This window comes from Dyadobacter alkalitolerans DSM 23607, from assembly GCF_000428845.1.
Classification (GTDB): Bacteria; Bacteroidota; Bacteroidia; order Cytophagales; family Spirosomataceae; genus Dyadobacter; species Dyadobacter alkalitolerans.
Window position 1 is genome coordinate 1 of sequence record NZ_AUAS01000007.1, and the last position, 21,586, is coordinate 21,586.

A 21,586-nucleotide genomic window follows, 5' to 3' on the forward strand; every position below is an offset into this window, starting at 1 on the left:
GTGGCCGTTGCACAACTGATCATGAACTTGCCATAATCTCTGATTGTCTGATCTTTCTTAGAATGCGTGGGAAAAGACAGGAAAAATAGGAGAAGTGCGGACGTACCTGCGAATAATGGGCCTTGTATCCTCTAATGCTTCACTTTTTTGAGTTCTTCTTGTAAGTGATTTGAGGTATTTTTTCAGGTTGAAGCATGTTGCGGCCATCAGCATAACTTTATGGGCTCCGGCTTTACCAATCACATTAATCTTTTTCAATCCATAATGATAAACCAGACTACCGAAGACTGGCTCTACTGTACTTTGGCGTAATCGCTTCATCTGGTAACCTCGTTTACTTAACTGCCTGTGATGGGCTCGGCGGTAGTGCTCATCATATGCAGTAGTTTGTATTCTTTTAAACGGGGACTTGGGAGTACACGCATCTTTTAATACACATGGTAAACAGTCTTTTCGTGATGCTCGATAACCCTTTAGCAAGCGTCCATCTGAAGTCTGTTCAAAATTTTTAAAAGGAATCGTTTTACCCATAGCGCAGATAAACTGATTTTTTTCCTTATCGTAAATCAGGCCTTCTCTTTCTGGTTTATACATACCGAAAACTGGTATCCATCCGGTTATGTTTCTTAGCTCCAAAAATTCATAGTTAGGTCCATTAGAATAGCCGGCATCAGCTAAAAGATCAGTCATCCGAAGCTCGTTCGCTTTAAGTCGATTTTGAACTTTGACAGTCATTGCCGGCAAGTATTGACTATCTCGTCCATCTGCAAAATCAGCCTGAATGTGACTGATTACACCTTCGGCAGTATCTACCGACATGCTGCAGTGATAATTAAGCTTTCTTGCTTTACCAGGTTTTACCGAAATACGTGCATCCGGATCATTAGGACTGTAATGCGTCTTATTACTGAAGAGTTGGGCTTTTTCGTGAGAAGCGCCGCTGGCACCGACCGGGTTTTTACGCAGTTTATCATGGACATGTTTCACACGGTTCAATTCGTGCTGTGGAGCTGTGATCAACCCCACTGTCGAAGCTGTGGCAGCGATTACTGGCTCTTGGTTTTCGCTATCTAAGGCTTCGAAGTGTCTTTCAATAGATTGAAAAGGTCTTTTCAGTTCAAGGCTTTCCATTGAAGCGTTGGCTTTAACCGGAGCAGAATCCATGGCCTGGGTATGTCCACTGACCATGCCCTTATCAACACACAAGGTAAAGACCTTATTAAATAAACTTTCAAAAACAGCAGCAGGATACAGTTGGCGAGTGCGACTGATGGTCGAATGCCAGGGCAGCTGTTCATCTATGTCATATCCCAAAAAGTAAAGAATGTCCATCCGCATAGAACAGTGCTCAACGAGTTTGCGATCAGACGTTATGTTTTCGAGGTAACCTGTAAGCGTCAATTTGAACCGGGTCGCCGGGCGAAATACGACAGGGTCGATGGATGGATTTCCAGTGCGACCATACAGATCATGCGTATCGCTGTAAATGGATTGTAGATCCAGAGTCTCTCTGAGCCTCCTATAAAAATTATCCTTTGGAATCCGCTCGGATAACTGGAAGCTTAAAAAGAGCTTTTCGGAGTAATTTTTTCTTCCTTGCATTCCTGAAGTTACGAAAATCCAGGCAGTTATGGAAGAGCCTAAGGCTGTTTTTTTGCCGAGTTGTGCAACAGCCACGGTGGTTATCCGGGCCGCCGAAATACGGATCGTAATGTCTCCATCTGTGGTATCCGCGGCGCCTGCCTGCAAACAGCCGGAAGATGAGGCCGATGAAAAGGAAAAAGAAAAGTGCTTTGAAAAGCAGGAACGGGATCAGGAAAAGGATAATCCCTCCCAGGATGCCGCCGGCAACAGTTTTAAGAATTTGATTAAACATGGCTTTTAGATTTAAAAATGAACTGCACACAGATGGTGTACATCATCGCAGACGGCTGATCAAAAAAATTACTTTAATGATTTTAGAAAAAATAAAAAACCCAGCTTTATGGGCTGGGTTTGTAGTATCTATTCGTTTTCAGGCGGCTTGCCGCAGCGCCTTCGCATCTCTTGCTTAAATTTTTTCCGGTCTTCATCCGTCATGTCCATCCACTTATTCCGCCACGATCCGAATCCCGGTCGGCCCTCATTTCGAAAGTTTCCACCAAAACCAGGCTTTTGCCACCGGCCCGGTCCGCCGCCAAAATTGCCGAACAGAATCCTGCACAATACGATCAACCCAACCGCCTGCCAGTAGGATATGGGATTGGTATTCAAAACCTCGGGCAAAATAGCATTCCACAACCAACGCACAATCGCGCCCAGCAGCAACGCAGCAGCAAACCCGAAAACGGGAAACATCCAAAAGCGCTTCTTGTATGTATGTCGCTGATTCATGATAGACAAATTTAATAATTTACAAATTCCTGATATACGCTTTCCAGTCTTCGTCGCAAATGCTGGACAGCATAACGTTTCCTGGAAATTAATGTTTTGATATTCTCTCCCGTGCGGTCTGAAATTTCCTGGAAAGTCTGATCCTCCAGTTCATTCCAAACAAACACCTGCCGCTGGTTTTCGGGAAGCTCGGCCAGAGCGATGCCTAGTTGCTCCCAGAAAAGCTCTCTCATATAAACCGTTTCGGGTGTGCCGTCATCGGCTAGCAGGATGTCTTTAAAATAGAACTCACCTTCCTCGTCCTCGTAGCCGTAATCTTCCAGCGAATCCGGTTTTTGTTTCCGGTATTTATCAATGATACGGTTGCGCGCCACGCGATACAACCAGCTGCCGATCTGCTCAATAGCCTCAATCTCAGGGACACTGCTTAGCTGAAACCAAACATCCTGCAAAATATCCTCAGCATCCTCGTCGGTATTCACCCGCTGCCGGATAAACCCCATGAGCTGCTTACTATATGACGCAACGGTTTGAATGATATTTGGCCTTTTTTCCGACAAAGTGAAGGTTGAAAATTGGTATTAACAGTGCAGACGGATATCAAACGAAAATACTTTAAATCCGGCGGTATATTATGTGTTTGTTAAGCGCAATTCTTTATGAATGGTTATTATTAGAAAAGTGCAAAATGTAGATCACTTAGCATCAAATAAGCGTCCATCAAATTTTAAACTACTTGTTGCACTTTTGCTATAAACATAGGATTATTCTAATAAGATTAGATAACAACGAAAAGAACTTTAACCAACTGAATATTTGCCTGTTGCATTCTATTCATAATGTTATCTACATTTACATCATCAAACAGCACAGCATATCAGTGCGACGGAAGTTTGAGATTGAATTGGAATATAGAGTTGGTTTAATATCTGAAAAGTACAAAAGTAAACTCAATCAAAACATTAACATTAGAAAAATGAAAAAGACAATTTTGACGATCGCAGTTCTGTTGGGAGTATCAGCTGCTAATCTTACTATCGCCGCAGACAAAAACAAAGAAAATAACGCTTCTATTGAACTGGTTTCAAACAGCGAATTGAAATTCAAACTTACGCTTGACAGCGTGAAAGAAAGATCTTCATTGGTTATCAAAGATTTCAACGGAGACATCGTTTACAGCACAGTTCTTCCAAAATCTGAGAACTACTCAAAAATCTTCGATCTATCGAACCTTGCTGACGGAAATTACAGCTTTATCGTGAACAACGGTGGCGAAACTTCTGCTAAACCATTCGTGATCGCAACGGAAACAAAACGTCTGGTAACAGCAGTTGTTAAATAACTCAACGGACCTTCCTGCAAAAAAGGCTGCCACAGAAATGTGACAGCCTTTCGTTTTTTTAATCCAAATCAAACATTAATAAGTCATCACCTGCTTCTCGCGGCTGCTTTGGAAAGCCAGGTCGATTACGCGCGTTGTGCGTAGGATTTCTTCCGGTTTTACTGCCAGCTCGGCGCCATTTACGATTGCGTCATACACATTCTGATAAAAAGGCGCATAATCACCCGCTTCACTTTCGATGATGCCTGTAAACTCTTCGCTGGATAATTTTCCCCAGCGATTTTCCGGCTCAACTCCCCATGGTTTTTCCGTAGGTAAAATATTCTTCCTTAATGTCTCTTCCTGCGGGTCCAGGCCGCCTTTGATGAATGATCCTTTCGTCCCGTGCAAGTTATAGCGCAGGAAATTTTCATAAACCATCAGGCTCGATTTCACAATCACCAGCTTATCCGCATAGCCCAGCCGGACGTCGAAGTAATCATCAATCTCGCTATCAGGCCTAACCGAACGGATTTCAGCCGTCACCGTCAGCGGTTCACCGAACAGCACCAAGGCCTGATCAATCAAATGCGGTCCCAGGTTATAAAGGTTGCCGCCCACCGGAACGCTTTTTTCTTTCCAGGATTCGGTCGGTACAACCGGGCGGAAACGGTCGTAGCGGCATTCATACTCAACAATGTCGCCTAATTTATCTTCTGCAATCAGTTTTTTAATGGTTAGGAAATCCGAATCCCAGCGGCGGTTTTGGTAAGCCGTCAGGATCAATCCTTTCTCTTTGGCCACCGCAACGAGCTGGCGTGCTTCTTCCTCCGTTGCCGCAAATGGCTTTTCGATCACCACATGTTTGCCATTTTCCAAAGCGTCCATTGCGTAGGGGAAATGCGTATCATTGGGCGTGCATATGAAAACCAGATCAATGGATTCGTCGCTCAAAAGCTCCTCAACAGACCGGGCATTGCCAATGTTCGGATCAAATTCCTGCGCCTCGTTCTTACTTCTTTCGACAACGGTCTTGATCTGGAAATTCGGATTGGTGCTAAGAAAAGGGGAATGAAAGTAACGACCGGACAACCCAAAGCCAATCAACCCAACATTAAGAATTCGTGAAGCCATAATTTTATTTTTAGACAATAATAACAAAGGTAACTTTTGAAGGGAAATGGGCAAGATTTGGTCTTATGGCAGCGCAAACGCCACATATTGATCGCCTGACTTCGTATTCAGCTTCCCGCCTCCGCAGGCTATGACGAGGAATTGTTTGCCTTTCACTGAATAGGTGCTGGCTGAGGCGTAGCCGGCGGCGGGTAATGTGGCGGTCCAGAGGATTTTTCCGGTTGCTTTGTCGAATGCGCGGATCTTTTCGTCGCGGCTGGCGGCGATGAAGATCAGGCCGCTTGATGTGACGAGCGGACCGCCGTAATTATCTGTTCCGGTTGGTGCGACTCCTTTGTCGGTCAGTGCTTTGTATTCTCCTAACGGCACCTGCCAGCGGCGTTGGCCTGTGTTGAGATCCACGGCGGTAAGCGTTCCCCATGGCGGCTGACTTACCGGATAGCCATTTTTGTCATACCAGCGATTGTAACCAGTGTTATGGTAAGGAACCTGCCCGGTGTTGGTGCTGATGATCTTTTGCTCGGTGTTTTTATTATGTAAAAAATCAATGATCAGATTAATTTCTGGCTCGGAAATGTGCGAAAACGAAGGCATTATTCCTTTTCCCTTTTGTAAAATGGCTGTGATCTGTTCTCGGGATAACCGCTTTTCAACATTCACGAGTGAAGGATAAGAACCGTCGTGGTTTCCGGTTTTATCAACTCCGTGACAGGCGGCGCAATTCACTTGATAAAGTTTGCTGCCGTTAACAGCCTTTTCACTCAGCACTTCCTTTTTCTTCAATGTCGTGTAAACCGGGATTTCCTTGGCCGGAATGTACATGATCCCATCCTGATCCGTCGCGCCGCCGCCCCACTGCGCACCGCCGTCCGTTCCAGGATAAAAAATGGTCATATCGCCGGTAATTGGAATGTAAGCCGTTCCGAAGCGTGCTTTTTTCAGTAACCCTTCCAGCGAATCACGGTCTGCAACAAATGAATTGAAGTCTTTTGCACTGAATGTTTGCCGCGTGAACGGCAGCGGTAATGTAGGAATTGGCTGTGTTTTGCTGGGTTTTTCGCCCTCCATAGCATCCGTTGGAAAGGCCGTTTCTTTGATAGGAAACAATGGTTTGCCCGTTGTGCGGTCGAAAACAAAGATGTAACCCTGCTTAGTTATCTGCACGACGGCGTCGACTTGTTTTCCGTTTATGTTCAGCGTTACCAGATTAGGCGGACACGGCGGATCGCGGTCCCAGATGTCGTGGTGGACGAGCTGGTAATGCCAGAGTCGCTTGCCTGTTGCGGCATCGAGCGCGTTGAGGCAATTGGCGAACAAATTATCTCCCGGCCTGTTGCCGCCCCAGAAATCAAAAGCCGCCGAACCGGTTGGAATGTAAACAATGCCGCGTTTCCGGTCAATGGCCATTCCTGCCCAGGCATTGGCGCCACCGAATTTCTGTCTTGCCGGCTGCGCCAGCCACGTGTTATAGCCGAATTCTCCTTTGTCCGGAATGGTATGAAATGTCCAGACGAGCTTACCCGTGACCGTATCATAAGCACGCACATCGCCCAAAAGCGCCGTTTCGTTTTCGGCAACCCTGCCGCCGACAATGATCAGATTTTTATAAATGGTATTAGGAGTGTTGGAAGATATAAAATCGTCAGAGCCAGGGCGTTCAATGCCTGTTTTGAGATTAATTTTTCCATTATCGCCGAACGAATCAATGAGCCTTCCGGTGCTTGCATCAAGTGCGTAAAGCCAGTTTGCAGCGCCAAAAAAGATGCGTTTACTTTGATTATCAGACCAGTAAGTTACACCACGGCTCAATGTTCCCGCAACATCCGGCAAATCGCTTTTCCAAATTTCTTTTCCCGTCGCCGCGTCAACCGCAAAAGCCTGGATAGATGCAGAAACGCCATAAAGAATGCCGTTAATAATGATGGGATTGCATTGTATCTGACTGCGGTTTCGCGCCGTATCCGCTCCGCCAGAGGCATATGTCCAAGCAACTTTCAGCTCAGAGACATTATCCTTAGTAATCTGATTAAGCGCAGAATAATGACTTCGTTCACCATTTCCGTTGTATTCCGGCCAGTCCGTATCATTGAAATAGGGAGCAAGCGCAAAGCCGGTAACGGCCGCGAGGATCAGAGAAAACAAGATCAGGCGTTTCATAATGACGGGCTGTTCATGCTTCCTGCCAAAGTTCTTTTGCTCTTTTCAAATCCCGTCGCATGGCGTCGAAAACGACTTTTTTATCCACCGTAATTTTATCCGCCCCCTGGTCTGCGCCGCCGAGCGGATATTCCAGATGCAGGCAGATCGGGACGTCTACTTTGTTGTCTTTTAGTAATTTAAAGTAAGTTTTGAAATCCACCATCCCTTCTCCGAGCGGGACGCTTTTGGGTCCCCATTTGCCATTGGTTTTTTCCCACATAAAATCTTTTAAAACAATGGTCTTAATGCTCGGCCTGATGAGGTTGAAGCCTGTTTGCCATGAAAGTCCGCCTTCCAATGTGGCGTGACGAATGTCATATTGTGCGCCCATGCTTTTAGGATCGGCTTTTTGGAGTATTTGCCAGATCTCAAACATGCTGGCACCCACCAGTCTGCCTGCGTGGTTTTGGTAACAGCCTACTAGTCCGAGCTGGTTATTTAACTGGCTTAACCCAGCCATTTTATCCTTATACTGATCCAGAAGTTGCGGAATGGTTTGCTGCTCGTTGTACTTATACCAGTTCATGCGGTAATATTTGAAACCCAGTTTGGAAGCCGTTTCCAGCAATTTTTTGTCAACCGGATTGGCCGAATCTTCTACGGCGGTGCAGAACATTAAGGGCGTAAAACCAGCCTTTTTCATAGCTTCCGCAGCTTTTGGCAAATCATTTTCCACATTCTCCGGCAAAACATGTCCTTTCGGGCGCACCGTGAGGTCAATGCCATCGAAGCCGAGTTCCTTGGCCGCATCCGCCATATCCGTATAATTCAGGAAATGCAGGTGTTTCGAGAAAATGTTGATTTTAGGCACTTCTGCCACTGGATTAGCACTGGCCGCTAGAGCACTATCAGCAATGATAGGAGCAATTGCACCAGCCAATGCGCTATTAATGAGAAAATCGCGACGGGTTATTTGTTGGGGCATGGGGTTAGGATTTAATTTTCGAATGAAAACTTAATGATCATAAGTTTTAGAAAGTTGTTTTTTACTAGATAACAAGCAATTTTCTGTGTTGAGTATTTTCCGTCGATTAAAATCAACGGGAATGATTGAAAAACTCGCCGTTGATTTCAATCAACGGATTTCAAAAAAAGTCTTTAAAAATCAATGGGAATAGAATATTGAAAAACTCGCCGTTGATTTCAATCAACGGATTAGAAAAAAGTGGTTTAAAAATCAATGGGAATAAAATATTGAAAAACTCGCCGTTGATTTCAATCAACGGTTTTAAAAGCGATTGGAATTATCAATAAATAGGATTTGCTATTGATTTCAATCAATGAAATCGATTAGTAGAAATATCTTCTTTTTCCTTTGAAATATCAGAACTCAACTTCTAACTGATATGGAAATCAATACTTTGAATCGCAGAGACTTCCTGAAAGCCGGCGCAGTCATTTCATCATTCATGATCGTACCAAGGCATGTTTTGGGAAAGGGTTATCTGGCTCCCAGCGATAAAATCGCCTTAGGATTTATCGGTTGCGGTCGCCAAAGCGGCGGTTTAAGGAATCGTTTTCTGGACACGATGGAAACGCAGATTGTTGCCGCTTCGGATGTGTATGCGGTTAAGCGTGAAGCATTTGTGACCAATGTAAATAAATGGTATGCTGAGAAAGCGGCTCAAAGCAATTATAAGTCAGCCGTAGGCATTGAAGATTTTCGCGAGTTGCTTGCCCGTAAAGACATTGATGCTGTGGTCATTGCAGCGCCGGATCACTGGCATGCGTCTATGGCGGTGCGGGCTGCCGAGGCAGGGAAAGATATTTATTGCGAAAAACCATTATCGCTCACTGTCCGAGAAGGACGTGCTATGGTGGATGCAACCCGCAAGCATAACCGCGTTTTCCAGATCGGAAGCATGCAGCGATCGGCCAAGGAATTTACGCAGGCTGTGCAATTGGTGCAAAGTGGCGCCATTGGCAAAGTGAAGCAGGTTTTCGTCAATGTAGGCGGACCGCCGAAAGCGTGGGATTTGAAAGAAGAAACAAAACCGGATGGCCTGAACTGGGATCTATGGATGGGACCCAATGCCATGAACCGGCCTTATAACAATGAGCTGGCACCCGCCATGACGGCCACATTCTGGCCCAAATGGCGCGATTACATCGAATTTGGCGGCGGCGGCATGACCGACTGGGGCGCACACATGTTCGACATAGCGCAATGGGGATTGGGCATGGACGACAGCGGGCCGGTGGAGCTCGTTTATTCAGAGCCTACGAAAGGATTGGTATGCAAATATGCCAGCGGCGCCGAAGTGATCCACCGGCCGATGGAAGGCAAGCAACATTGTCATTTCGTAGGAACAGACGGAGAGGTTTTTGTGGCAAGAGGAGAGCTGCGCACCACGCCCGAAACATTAAAAGAGGAGACCTTTACCAGTGAAAATTCAAAAGTCTACGTCAGTGACAACCATTATAAAGATTTCCTGAACGCGATCCGCACGCGGAAGCCGCCCATCTGTGATGTGGAAGTAGGGCATAGGACCGCTTCTGTATGCAATATCGGGAACATCGCGTATCGCCTGCAACGTTCATTAGCCTGGAATCCCAAAAAGGAAGAATTTAAAAAAGACAAGGAGGCAAACCAACTTCTGGGCCGCGACATGAAGGCCGAGTGGAAGGTTTAACACAACAGTCCATGATTTAATGTCACGAGTTTTTCCAAAATGTGTATTTTTGTAGCATGTTTGGAGAGTCTGCCGTTATGCATTTTAGTGAGTTGGAAGAACTGGAAACGGTCTCTGCTGATCTGCTGCATCTTGGCAAAGACATTCCCGTATGGCTTTTTGAGGGCCATATGGGTGCCGGCAAGACAACCCTCATCAAAGCGCTCTGCAAAAAGCTGGGCGTTCGCTCACACGTTCAAAGCCCTACATTTTCACTGGTCAACGAATATGACGCCGGTGATAAATTGGTGTATCATTTTGATTTTTACAGGATTAAGGATGAAGTCGAAGCGCTCGATATGGGCGTGGAGGAATATTTCGATTCCGGGCATTTCTGCTTTGTCGAATGGCCTGGAAAAATTGAATCCTTATGGCCATTGCATTATCTGCTGATTCAAATGGAAGCAGATGAAAATGGCGTGAGAATGTTAAAGGCAACCCAGGTATAGAGGTCATAATTAATTCGTTACACATTCATTTTTTTCAATGGCACAACCTCAGATTACCGGTTTCGAAGAGCTTGCCAAGCAGTCGGCTTTGTATCCGCAGGAATCCCTGGTGGCAGTGCGCAAGGATCAGAATTCGTTGCACATTGGCTTGCCACGCGAAGTTTCGTTGCAGGAAAACCGGATCGCATTGACGCCCGACGCTGTAAAAATCCTCGTTCGTAACGGGCATGAAGTGTGGGTTGAAAAAGATGCAGGCAAAGGCGGAAACCTCTCCGACCACGAGTATAGCGAAGCCGGGGCGGTGATCGTGCAAAGTGCCAAGGAAGTGTATCAGGCCAATGTGATCCTGAAAGTGGAGCCGCTGGTGGAAGAAGAATTTCGCTATATCAAAGCAGGGACAACATTGATTTCGGCGATGAACCTGCCAACGCTGGAAAAGAAATATTTTGAGAAACTGAATGAGCTGAAAATAACAGGGATCGGTTACGAGCTCATTGAAGATAAAGTAGGAGGGAAGCCCATCATCAGGGCGATGGGCGAGATCGCCGGAAGCACCGTTTTGCTGATCGCTGCTGAATATTTATCCACACCTAATGGTGGAAGAGGCATCATTCTGGGTGGTATTACAGGTGTTCCTCCAACTAAAATCGTGATCCTGGGAGCCGGAACAGTTGCGGAATATGCAACCCGCGCCGCCATCAGCGTGGGAGCAGATATCAAGGTTTTTGACAAACATATATATAGGTTACAGAGGTTAAAATACGCGATAGGCCAAAACCTTTACACTTCTATCATTGACTCGGACACATTAGCGGAGGCCATTGCCCGGGCAGACGTGGTCATAGGCACGATGCGCGCTGAGAACGGCATCAGCCCATTGGTCGTTACCAAAGAAATGGTTTCCCAGATGAAGCCCGGCTCCGTCATCATTGACGTCAGCATTGACCAAGGCGGATCTTTCGAAACTTCCCGCATGACCACGCACAAGCACCCGACATTCAAATATAATGATGTGATTCATTACTGCGTGCCCAACATTTCTTCACGCGTGGCGCATACGGCCAGCACGGCGCTTAGCAATGTATTTCTGCCTTTTTTATTGCAGACAGGCACAATCGGCGGCATCGAGGAAATGATTTACGCCAATCGTTGGTTTATGAAAGGAGTGTATTGTCACAAAGGAACATTGACAAATTCGCATATCGCAAGGAGTTTTAACATGCGCTATAAAGATTTAACATTGCTGCTGGCAGCCAGAATGTGAGGCGTTAGCCGATTTTTTAATTTAAAATAATCATGATTAATAATAGTAATGAAAATGCCCTGATGGACGACGCCAACTCACCTGAGTTGAACCAGAAACTGATGGGTTATATATCGCAGGATTTTATCAAAGTGGCGGATCAGCTCAAAGAAGCGTCTTACCAAATCCGCAAACGCGGTTTCTCTGACTATCCGATTTTTATCGTGACCAACAGCGAACTGGAATTAGGCGCATTGCTGATCGATAGGACCGAACTGACAAATAACTACGCCTATCGTGCTAGTTTCATGCAGGAATTCGTGGACAGGAAGCTGATTGGCGAAGAATCGGTTTTAATGTTCACCGAGAATTACAAAAATGCCGATGAGTTCTGCTGCCTCTTTGCATTGATCGGCGATTTTTCCGGCTTTGTTTTTGTGCCTTATCCGGAAGACTAGTGTGCCTTTGATATGCCAAAAGCCGATTAATAAACACCGGCAACGGTTGCTAATTAGGTTAGAAGGGTTATAAAGTTTTCTTTCTAGTTTTAGTGATTAATTTATTGATATTCAGCTAAACGTACCTCTTTATGCAATCAAACTTACCTTTGGAAAAAGAATTAGAGCCCATCTTTTTACAAAAATTCCCTCCGTTTTCAGAGTCTGTTAAAGAATTTTTGGTACATTACGGACCCTATTTCATACTCGTTTTATCCATCCTTGGGATTTTAGGCTTGCTTACTGCATTCGGCATCGGTGGAGCAGCACTTGGGCTGGGCGCCGTTTCGGTCGGCATTGGTTTTAACTTTTATGTGAGCGTTGCCCTTGGTGTAATCACACTTATCATGTACGTGCTGGCATTTTCGCCATTGCGTGCCCGCAAACGCGAGGGTTGGAACCTGCTTTATTACGCGTTACTGCTCGGTTTGGTGAGTAATTTGATCCAGCTTAGCATTCTGGGCGCGCTTATCAGCGGCGTTATCGGGTTTTGGGTTTTATTTCAAATCAGAGAAAAATATATCTGAGCACATTTCCTAATATTCGAAAATCGAAAGCGAGCGGTGATCCGCCCGCTTTTTTTTATTTTACCACTGATCACTCGATTTTAGACGCTCATAATGTAACTTTAATCCGGCCGCTGATTACTTTGCATTTTACACCGCACAAGTTCGCAGCTCATGTTACAGCCGATTACACAGATTATGAATATCATAGAAGTCCGGAATGTTACCAAGGAGTATTCCAATCACGTTGCATTGGATGATGTTAGTATCAATATCCCAAAAGGATGCATTTTTGGCTTGCTAGGGCCGAATGGCGCGGGAAAAACCTCGCTAATCCGGATCATTAACCAGATTACCGGGCCGGATAAAGGTGAAATTTTGTTTGATGGGGAGCATTTAAATCAAAGTCACATTTCGCGGATCGGTTATTTGCCCGAGGAGCGCGGGCTTTATAAAAAGATGAAAGTAGGGGAGCAGCTGCTCTATCTGGCGCAGCTCAAAGGTCTGTCGCAGAAACAGGCGATGGACAAGCTGAAAACCTGGTTTATCAAATTCGACATTAAAACCTGGTGGGATAAAAGCGTTTCCGATCTGTCGAAAGGAATGCAGCAAAAGGTCCAATTCGTTTCCACCGTGCTCCACGAACCCGATCTGATCATTCTCGATGAGCCCTTTTCCGGCTTTGACCCCATCAATGCGAACCTCATCCGGGACGAAATTTTAGAATTAAAACAAAAAGGAAGCACGATCATTTTTTCAACGCACAGGATGGAAACGGTGGAGGAGCTTTGCGACAACATTGCGTTGATCCACAAAGCCAAAAAAGTGCTCGACGGACCGAAGAAGCTGATCAAGGAACAATTTAAAACCCACACTTATTTTGTTGAATATAAGGGAGATCTGAGCGGTCTGGAAGAATTTTACACGCTTACTCCTGAAAAAGAACTTGAAAACGGTTACAGGCGTACGAACATTCACCTGGGCGAAGTTGCGAGTCCAAATGATATGCTCAGGGATTTGCTGCCGAGAGCGGAAATACGGTCTTTCGGAGAGAACATTCCAAGTATGAGCGACATTTTCATGCGCTCTGTCAACGAAGTCCCCGAAGCATAGTTTCAAGCCGTCCTACATTTAAAACTTTCCACAATGCGCAATATATTTTTGGTAATCAGAAGGGAATATCTCGTAAGGGTCAAAAAGAAGTCATTTCTGATCATGACGCTGCTTGGGCCGTTGCTATTCGTCGCTTTTTACGGTGTAGTGATTTGGGTTGCCGTTGGCTCTGTTGACACAAAAACCGTCCAAGTGCTCGATGAGAGTGGTTTGTTCCGGAATGAGTTCAAGGATAGCGAAACATTAAAATTCGCTTATCTGGATTCGTCCATAGATTCTGCCAAAGCCAAATTCAAAAACAGCGACGCAAATGCATTGGTCTACATTCCCAAAAATGTCATTAAGGAGCCGAAAAGCGTCCGTATTTATGCTGCAAAAAATGTGAGCATGGACCTGAAATCGGAAATCGAAAAGGTGATCGAGAAAGAAATCGAGGACATTAAGCTTGGAGAAGCGGGCATCACGCACAAAATCCTGGAAGATTCGCGTGTGAATGTGAGTTCGGAAACCATCAGTCTGAGCGAAGAAGGCGAGAAAACGAGCAGTTCAGGAGCCGCAACGGTGATTGGCGGCATTTGTGCATTCCTTATATATATGTCCGTTTTTATTTACGGCACGCAGGTGATGCGCGGCATAACAGAGGAAAAAACAAGCCGGATCGTCGAGGTAATCATTTCTTCGGTTAAGCCATTTCAGTTAATGTTGGGTAAAATCATTGGTGTAGCATTGGTTGGGCTCACGCAATTCGTGCTTTGGATTTTGCTTACAACCGCATTAACAAGCGCCACGTCGGCTGTTTTAAGCAACAAAATGTCCAAAGAATCTCCTGAAATGGCACAGGAAATGGAGAAGGTTCAAAAGGGCATGCCCGGGCCGTCGGGTATGCCGGGCGGCAATGTGGAAAATCCGGTTGCAGAAGTTTTGGGGGCCATCAACAGCCTGAATATTTCCTTGATCCTGGGCTGTTTTCTGTTTTATTATTTAGGAGGTTACCTGCTGTACAGCGCGCTTTTCGGAGCCGTAGGCGCCGCCGTGGACAATGATGCAGACACCCAGCAATTCATGCTGCCGATCACATTACCGATTATTTTCTCCTTTGTTTTCGCCCAATTCGTCCTGCGCGACCCCGACGGGACATTAGCGTTCTGGACTTCCATTATTCCCTTCACATCTCCAATCATTATGATGGTGCGGATCCCGTTTGGCGTTCCGGCCTGGGAAATTGCGCTGTCTATGGTGCTTCTCGTGCTGGGTTTTATGGGCACAACGTGGCTGGCAGCCCGGATTTATCGCGTCGGTATCCTGATGTATGGAAAAAAAGTAAGTTACAAAGAGCTGGCTAAATGGATCTTTTACAAGTGAAAGGGTTTTCGGTTCTTTAACACTTTTTAAGAGAAGGAAAATCTTACTGTTGAGGTAATTTTGCTAATTTTGGCCGACCATTGATAAAACTGCGCATAGCGAGTTACCGTTTTTGCGCATTTTGCCCATAACATTTTTAAATTTACCGTCTGTCAAATGACCCGTTTCAACCGTTCCAACAACCTTACGGGTTGGATTGTTTTCGCAATTGCATTAATTACATATACGCTTACAGTCGAACGAACTGCCAGTTTTTGGGACTGCGGAGAATTTATTGCTTGCGCCTTCAAATTACAGGTGCCACACCCTCCGGGAGCACCTTTTTTTCTGTTAATAGGCCGGATTTTCTCATTATTAGCATTCGGTGACCTCACTAATGTTGCTTACTGGATCAACATGGTTTCCGTGCTAAGCAGCGCATTTACGATCCTCTTTCTATTCTGGACCATTACATTACTGGCACGCAAGCTGATTGCGAAAAGCGATGCGGACCTTACATCAGGTGACATTATCCTGTTGATGGGTTCCGGAATTGTGGGCGCACTTGCTTACACCTGGTCCGATTCGTTCTGGTTTTCAGCCGTTGAAGCTGAGGTGTACGGAATGTCGTCATTCTTCACGGCGATCGTTATCTGGGCGGTTTTCAAATGGGAACGCGTTGAGGATCCGGCTGCTGAAAACCGCTGGCTGATCTTTATTGCTTACCTGGTTGGGCTTTCAATAGGCGTCCATTTGCTGAATCTGGTGACTATTCCAGCATTGGCGTTGGTTTACTATTTCAAAAAATACCCCAAGGTTAGCGTTTTCGGAGGCATTCTGGCATTCGCGGGCGGGCTTGTTGTCCTGGCTATTATCAACTCAGGAATCATTCCTGGCTTGCCTAGCGTGGCGGGTAAATTCGAGATCTTCTTCGTAAACTCACTCGGGCTCCCTTACAAGTCAGGGGTTATATTTTTCATCATTATTTTCATTGGTGCCATCATTTGGGGGATCCGTTATTCCCACCAAAAAGGCAATGTGCTCCTGAATACCAGCTTGCTTTCACTTGCTTTTGTTTTGATCGGTTATGCAAGTTACCTGATGGTGCTTGTGCGTGCTGAATACAATCCGCCCATCAATGAAAACAATCCTAATGACGTCCTGAGCTTCGTTTCTTACCTGAAAAGAGAGCAATATGGCAGCCGTCCATTGCTTTACGGGCCGTCATTTGTATCCCGTCCGGTAAGCCAGAAACGTGGCGCGCCTATGTATCGCAAGCAGGATGGTAAGTATGCTATTTATGACTATCGTCCTGAGTATGAGTATGAACCGGGGAGCAGCATGTTGTTGCCGCGTATGTATAGCACGCAGTCAGGTCACCCGCAGCTTTACCAGCAAATGACCGGCTTGGCAGAAGGACAGAAGCCAACGATGGGTAACAACCTGTCTTTCATGTTCTCGTATCAGATAGGGCATATGTATTGGCGCTATTTCCTCTGGAATTTTGTAGGACGTGAAAGTGACGAAGAAGGCGCTGGTAACATGCTTCCATGGGATGCCGGCAAAAAATATCCTGCGCCGATCGCCAACAATAAAGCGCATGATAACTATTTCATGCTGCCATTTATATTGGGATTACTCGGGGTCGTGATTGTTTATTTCAGACAAAAACGCGATCTGCTTGTCCTGGGTTTACTATTTATTTTAACCGGTGTTGCACTCGTTGTTTACCTGAACTCGCCGCCAACAGAGCCTCGTGAGCGTGATTATATTTACGTGGGGTCATTCTATATTTTCTGTATCTGGATCGGTTTTGGCGTCATTTCCATTGCTGATGCATTGAGCAAATTCGTAAAAAGCGCTACCACAAGAGCAGGAGCAGCCACGGCGATCTGTTTGGTTGTACCCGTTATTATGGGTGTAAAAGGCTGGGATAACCACAACCGCGATAACCGGTTCCACTCTGTTGATTTTGCCAAAAACCTTTTAAACTCCTGCGCACCAAATGCGATCCTTTTCACCGGTGGGGACAACGATACATTCCCATTATGGTATGTCCAGGAAGTTGAAGGTTTCCGGACAGACGTTCGGGTTTGTAACCTTAGCTTACTAGGAACTGACTGGTATATCGACCAGATGAAGCGCAAGACGTATTTGTCAGAAGCGCTTCCGATTTCTTTGGATAAAAACAATTACGCTTTCGGTAAAAATGACATTGTGCCGTTCTATGAAATTCCGAGCGTAAAAGAAGGGATTAACCTGAAAGAATATCTTGGATTGGTAAAACAGGAAAATAAAGCCATTCAAGTGCCGCTAACCAGTGGCGATATGACTTCTATCTTGCCATCATCTGTGCTTTTCCTGCCTGTGAACGCAGAGGCGGTTAAGAAAATGAATATTATCAAAAGCGACCTGATCCCATTCGTAAGCGATTCCATCAGCTGGACGATCGGTAAGGGTGACTTGTATAAATCGGACCTGATCATGCTCGATATCATTGCCACAAACGACTGGAAAAGACCGATTTACTTCTCTTCGACATTGGGCGGATCGAGTTACCTGAATTTGAAAGAATACATGCAGCTGGAAGGATACGCTTACCGCCTGCTTCCCGTAAAAGTGCCGGGAGCCAGCGACGGTTATGTGAACACGGATGTGATGTACAACAACCTGATGACCAAAATGTTCTGGCGCGAGCTGGATAACCCGAACACCTATTATGATAACACATATCTGGGTTCACCGGTTGCCACGGCACGTATCGCATTCCTTCGCCTAACAGGTCAGCTGATTGCAGATGGCCGCAAGGACGAAGCTAAGAAAGCAATTGAAAAATCACTGGCCACAATGCCGGACAAAAGCATTCCATACGACCAGTTCTCAGCAAACTTCATCGGACCATTGTTCGATTTGGGAGAGACGAAAAAGGCATTGGAAATAGCAGAAACCATGGCAACCCGCGCGGATGAAGTGTTAACTTGGGCCAAAGACAACGGCACCACAAAACGCCGCGACACCAACGTTTATCTCTACATCATGCAGATTATCGTCCAGGAATGCCGCGAAGCCAAGCAAGAAGCCATCGCAAAGAAATACGAAGCCATATTCCAGAAGCATCTGGCTGCATTTAATATGTACGGCGGGCAGTAGTAGAGTGGTAGCATTCAAGTTGTATGATAGATAATTGAAGGGGGCGTTATCACCAAGGTGGTAACGCCCCCTTCTGATGCCCGGCGGTTGCGGTCCGCTCAGGACAAGGGTAGTTCAAGGGGTAACAGGGTAGTTCAAGGGGCATTGTCGGACGAGGTAACGCCCCTTCGGCTCCGCTCAGGGTGACAGGGCGTCTGTCTTGTCACCCTGAGCGGAGCCGAAGGGCTAGCACAACGTCACCTTCGAAGGCCCGACCGCTGGGCGGCCAATGGCTAGAGCGCCAAAGCTAACATCCCTGTCACCCTGAGCGGAGTCGAAGGGGCGTTAACATCTAGGTAATAGCGCCCCTTCGACTCCGCTCAGGGTGACAAGGGAGATCAATCCAACCTAACCTTCACCCAAACCAACCGGTGGTCCGAGCTGGACTCGCGTTTTTCAACCAATTCAGCCAGTGGTTCACCTTTGGCGGGCCAGAAGACGCCGCTGTCTACAAACTTCAACCCAACCCGCGAAGGCAGCACGTAATCCGCCCGCATGCGCCAAACTGCCGTGTGGTTTTTAGCGAAAGGATTGCTACTGGAATGTTCCACGCCGCCTTTGCTCTCAGGGGCGGCATCGTTGTTGATTTTTGGGTGGGACAAGAGTGATTTTATTCCTTCGCCGATTGCATTGCCTTCATCAGGCGAAGCATTTTGATCTCCTAATATAACAAAACTGGCATCCGATGCCAAAGCGCCGCGTGTTCCTTTGTCATCATAAATATATGCACCTTGCTCGCCGCTGATGTAGTCTTTCCAAAAACGGATTTCATCATGGTTACGCTTGCCATTCCGGTCCTCAGCACCGTCAAAGCTGGGAGGCGTAGGGTGGCTGGCCAGGAAGTGGATCGTTTTTGCGCCCACTTTTACCGGAACGTCCCAATGCGACTTGGACGAAAGCGGAAATTGCTGCCATGCCTCCGGTGCGTACCAATCGCTCCCGTCCGATTTTTTAGTTTGCAAAGCCTGCGGCATATCCTTCCACTTGAAATGCTGGAATGTGCGCACCTGGTCTGTTTCGATCGGGTATTTGGATAAAAGCACCATAGCATACTGTCCTGGATACACCCCGAATCCCCACGCATCCGCTCCAAACCGTTCCGTTTTGCCGTTATTATCAAGATCGAAAGGGCTTGGCTGTCCGGTGTTGGATGTTCCGTAATAATAATAGGGATAATCAATGGCCTTTGCGCCATCGGAATCAACATTCAGGTAAGCTTTCACAAACTGTAAAACGCCCTGCTGCGGATCGGCGATGTAGTCAAATTCATTTAGTAGGATCACATCCGGCCTTACTGTTTTAATAATCCTGGTAATATTGCGGATCTGCGGATTTGTGCCGTTGGCCAGCTCTTTGACCAACACTTGTTCTGAAATGTCCTTTGTGCCTTTGGGAACATAATTTTCGGCTTCCATACTTACATTATAGGTAGCGAAGGTAAGTTCAGAAGGGTTGTTATTTTGAGCGAAAAGCATTCTGGGAAGTAGTAGGGCAATGGTAATTACTAAATGTTTCATATTTGGATTAATGAATTACAGAACCGGATATTATCGTCGGTTAGTCAGAGCGAAGACAAGAATAACCGCATTCCGGTTCAAAGTAAACAAGCCGCCTCATTGCTGAAACGGCTTGTTCTATATTTAACGATTTGATAAACCTTCTCAGTGAAAGAAATCCTTCATTTTGTCAAAGAAGCCTTTCTCATTCTTCCCAGGCTTAGGCTGGAAGTTGGGTGAATGGCGAAGCGATTCCAATGTTTCGCGCTCGTCAGATGAAAGCTGCTGTGGCGTCCATACATTAATATGAACCAGCTGATCACCTTTGCCGTAACCGTTCAGATCTTTAATCCCTTTACCTTTCAAACGAAGGATTTTACCAGCTTGCGTGCCCGATTCAATGTTGATCCTGGCTTTGCCGTCAATGGTCGGGATTTCAACGGATGTTCCTAATGTGGCGTCGATAAAGCTCAGGTGCATGTCGAAAACAATGTTATTGCCATCTCTTTTCAGATTTGCATCTTCTTCTTCCTCAATCACAATTAGTAAGTCGCCCGCAACGCCACCGCGCGTAGGCACATTACCTTTGCCTGACATGGAAAGCTGCATGCCTTCGGCAACACCGCCCGGAATGTTCAGGGTGATCAGGTCGTCCTGCAACAATCGTCCTTCTCCTGCACAAGAATCGCAACGTTCGCTGATGATCTTTCCATCACCATTACAAGTAGGGCAAGTGCTTGTAGAGACCATCTGGCCCAACATTGTGCTTACCACTTTCCTCACCTGACCTGTTCCGTTACACGAATTACAGTTGGTCAGCGACGTTCCGTTTTTCGCGCCATTGCCACCGCAAGTGTTGCAGGTTACATGTCTTTTGACCTTTATTTTTTTCTCAACACCATTAGCGACTTCTTCCAGGTTAAGTTTCAGCTTAATTCTGAGATCCGAGCCTTTACGCACCCGACGGCCACCTCCGCCACCACCGCGGCCAAAAATGTCACCAAACGGACTGCTGTCGCCAAAAATATCGCCGAATTGAGAGAAAATATCGTCCATGGAAAATCCTCCACCGCTGAAACCGCCTGCACCGGCACCTGCTCCGCCCACACCCGCATGACCATATTGATCATAACGCGCGCGCTTGTTCTCGTCGCTTAGAATGCTGTACGCCTCGGCCGCTTCTTTGAATTTGTCTTCCGCAGTAGGATCATCCGGGTTTTTGTCCGGGTGAAACTTGATTGCTAGCTTACGGTAAGCCTTTTTAATGTCATCTGCGGCAGCACCGCGGTCTACGCCAAGGACTTCGTAGTAATCTCTTTTCTTTGCCATTTTATATTGCTGAAATTAAGCTCCTACGATCACTTTCGCGTAACGTATCACTTTGTCGTTAAGAAAATACCCCTTTTCGATCTCATCGATCACTTTACCTTTAAGATCTTCCGAGGGAGCAGGGAACTGCGCAATCGATTCGTGAAGCTCTGCATCAAATGTTTCACCCTTGGAATCCATCGGCTTTAATCCTTTGGCTTCCAGTGTTTTGAAAAGTTTTGTGTATATCAAATCAACGCCCTCTTTCAATGCATCGATTTCAGTAGAGGATTCAAATGATACTTTCGCGCGTTCGAAGTCGTCCACGATCGGCAGGATTGCCTTCACCATATCCGTGCTGGCGCCAGAGATCATTTCCAGTTTCTCTTTTGCTGTGCGTCTGCGGAAGTTTTCAAAATCAGCATACAGGCGGATATATTTGTCTTTCATCTCCGCAAGCTCGATCCTCCCTTCTTCCATTGGATCTTTTTCAACGGACGATTCATTCAAAGATGCCTCATCAGCAGGCATATCATTCAAAATTTCCTTACCTGCATTGTCCAACGGCACTGAATTTGTTCCAATCGTCTCGTCGTTGTCTAACTTGTCAGCTCCTAGTGGCGCTTGTTCCTCGTTCATTTCGTAATTGTTGTCTTGATCTATATTGGATTCGGTATTTTCAGGCATAATTCTTAGTGATATTGTGACGTTTTAATCAACCTTTATTGACCTAAATTATTTTGCC

General features: G+C 46.1%; 19 protein-coding genes. 10 read left to right on the forward strand and 9 right to left on the reverse strand.

All coding sequences use genetic code 11. The features are described 5' to 3' along the window. Positions 1-57: 57 nt before the first annotated feature. Positions 58-1,602, reverse strand: a complete 1,545-nt coding sequence (locus G395_RS29485) for an IS1182 family transposase (protein ID WP_051350181.1) — start codon at positions 1,600-1,602, stop codon at positions 58-60. A 28-nt stretch (positions 1,603-1,630) separates the two neighbouring features. Between G395_RS29485 and G395_RS32125 the strand changes: the two genes are divergently transcribed. After that, positions 1,631-1,885, forward strand: a complete 255-nt coding sequence (locus G395_RS32125) for a hypothetical protein (protein ID WP_026630810.1) — start codon at positions 1,631-1,633, stop codon at positions 1,883-1,885. 119 nt (positions 1,886-2,004) lie between these two features. Here the strand turns inward: G395_RS32125 and G395_RS0115070 are convergent, their stop codons facing one another. Together G395_RS0115070 and G395_RS0115075 are read right to left on the reverse strand one after the other, a co-directional pair. Then, positions 2,005-2,373, reverse strand: coding sequence for a hypothetical protein (locus G395_RS0115070; RefSeq protein WP_026630811.1), 369 nt, complete (start codon positions 2,371-2,373; stop codon positions 2,005-2,007). A gap of 11 nt (positions 2,374-2,384) precedes the next feature. Beyond that, positions 2,385-2,933: an RNA polymerase sigma factor gene (locus G395_RS0115075; protein WP_026630812.1), complete on the reverse strand. Its 549-nt coding sequence runs from the start codon at positions 2,931-2,933 to the stop codon at positions 2,385-2,387. 416 nt (positions 2,934-3,349) lie between these two features. Between G395_RS0115075 and G395_RS0115080 the strand changes: the two genes are divergently transcribed. After that, positions 3,350-3,715, forward strand: coding sequence for a T9SS type A sorting domain-containing protein (locus G395_RS0115080; protein ID WP_026630813.1), 366 nt, complete (start codon positions 3,350-3,352; stop codon positions 3,713-3,715). Between the two features lie 75 nt (positions 3,716-3,790). Here the strand turns inward: G395_RS0115080 and G395_RS0115085 are convergent, their stop codons facing one another. From G395_RS0115085 to G395_RS0115095, 3 genes are all read right to left on the reverse strand, one after another. Continuing rightward, positions 3,791-4,828, reverse strand: coding sequence for a Gfo/Idh/MocA family oxidoreductase (locus G395_RS0115085; protein WP_026630814.1), 1,038 nt, complete (start codon positions 4,826-4,828; stop codon positions 3,791-3,793). A 63-nt stretch (positions 4,829-4,891) separates the two neighbouring features. Then, positions 4,892-6,985, reverse strand: coding sequence for a pyrroloquinoline quinone-dependent dehydrogenase (locus tag G395_RS0115090; RefSeq protein WP_026630815.1), 2,094 nt, complete (start codon positions 6,983-6,985; stop codon positions 4,892-4,894). Between the two features lie 13 nt (positions 6,986-6,998). Next, a complete protein-coding gene (locus G395_RS0115095) occupies positions 6,999-7,952 on the reverse strand; it encodes a sugar phosphate isomerase/epimerase family protein (protein ID WP_026630816.1) in 954 nt (317 codons plus the stop codon). A 421-nt stretch (positions 7,953-8,373) separates the two neighbouring features. Between G395_RS0115095 and G395_RS0115105 the strand changes: the two genes are divergently transcribed. The 8 genes from G395_RS0115105 (at position 8,374) to G395_RS0115140 (ending at position 17,998) form a co-directional block, all read left to right on the forward strand. Continuing rightward, a complete protein-coding gene (locus G395_RS0115105; RefSeq protein ID WP_026630818.1) occupies positions 8,374-9,660 on the forward strand; it encodes a Gfo/Idh/MocA family protein in 1,287 nt (428 codons plus the stop codon). 56 nt (positions 9,661-9,716) lie between these two features. Further along, positions 9,717-10,148, forward strand: a complete 432-nt coding sequence (gene tsaE / locus G395_RS0115110) for a tRNA (adenosine(37)-N6)-threonylcarbamoyltransferase complex ATPase subunit type 1 TsaE (protein ID WP_026630819.1) — start codon at positions 9,717-9,719, stop codon at positions 10,146-10,148. 37 nt (positions 10,149-10,185) lie between these two features. Beyond that, complete coding sequence (locus tag G395_RS0115115; protein WP_084439642.1) at positions 10,186-11,412, forward strand: alanine dehydrogenase; 1,227 nt, start codon at positions 10,186-10,188, stop codon at positions 11,410-11,412. Between the two features lie 32 nt (positions 11,413-11,444). Next, positions 11,445-11,849 (forward strand): hypothetical protein, encoded by a 405-nt coding sequence (locus G395_RS0115120; protein ID WP_026630821.1) that lies wholly within the window; start codon positions 11,445-11,447, stop codon positions 11,847-11,849. Between the two features lie 131 nt (positions 11,850-11,980). Then, entirely contained in the window at positions 11,981-12,415 is a 435-nt protein-coding gene (locus G395_RS0115125; protein ID WP_026630822.1) for a hypothetical protein, read from the forward strand. A 177-nt stretch (positions 12,416-12,592) separates the two neighbouring features. Further along, entirely contained in the window at positions 12,593-13,507 is a 915-nt protein-coding gene (locus G395_RS0115130; RefSeq protein ID WP_035361493.1) for an ABC transporter ATP-binding protein, read from the forward strand. Positions 13,508-13,540: 33 nt separating this feature from the next. Further along, positions 13,541-14,869, forward strand: coding sequence for an ABC transporter permease (locus tag G395_RS0115135; protein WP_026630824.1), 1,329 nt, complete (start codon positions 13,541-13,543; stop codon positions 14,867-14,869). A gap of 156 nt (positions 14,870-15,025) precedes the next feature. Beyond that, on the forward strand, positions 15,026-17,998 hold the full coding sequence (locus G395_RS0115140) for a glycosyltransferase family 117 protein (RefSeq protein WP_026630825.1): 2,973 nt from the start codon (positions 15,026-15,028) through the stop codon (positions 17,996-17,998). 377 nt (positions 17,999-18,375) lie between these two features. On the opposite strand, the gene G395_RS0115145 is transcribed toward G395_RS0115140, so the two are convergent. The 3 genes from G395_RS0115145 to G395_RS0115155 all read right to left on the reverse strand — a co-directional run bounded on the left by G395_RS0115145 (position 18,376) and on the right by G395_RS0115155 (position 21,528). Then, the gene (locus tag G395_RS0115145; RefSeq protein ID WP_026630826.1) at positions 18,376-19,554 is read right to left on the reverse strand and encodes an endonuclease/exonuclease/phosphatase family protein; all 1,179 of its coding nucleotides are present in this window, start codon (positions 19,552-19,554) and stop codon (positions 18,376-18,378) included. A 144-nt stretch (positions 19,555-19,698) separates the two neighbouring features. Beyond that, positions 19,699-20,862: a molecular chaperone DnaJ gene (gene dnaJ / locus G395_RS0115150; RefSeq protein ID WP_026630827.1), complete on the reverse strand. Its 1,164-nt coding sequence runs from the start codon at positions 20,860-20,862 to the stop codon at positions 19,699-19,701. Between the two features lie 15 nt (positions 20,863-20,877). After that, a complete protein-coding gene (locus G395_RS0115155; RefSeq protein ID WP_026630828.1) occupies positions 20,878-21,528 on the reverse strand; it encodes a nucleotide exchange factor GrpE in 651 nt (216 codons plus the stop codon). Positions 21,529-21,586: the final 58 nt, after the last annotated feature.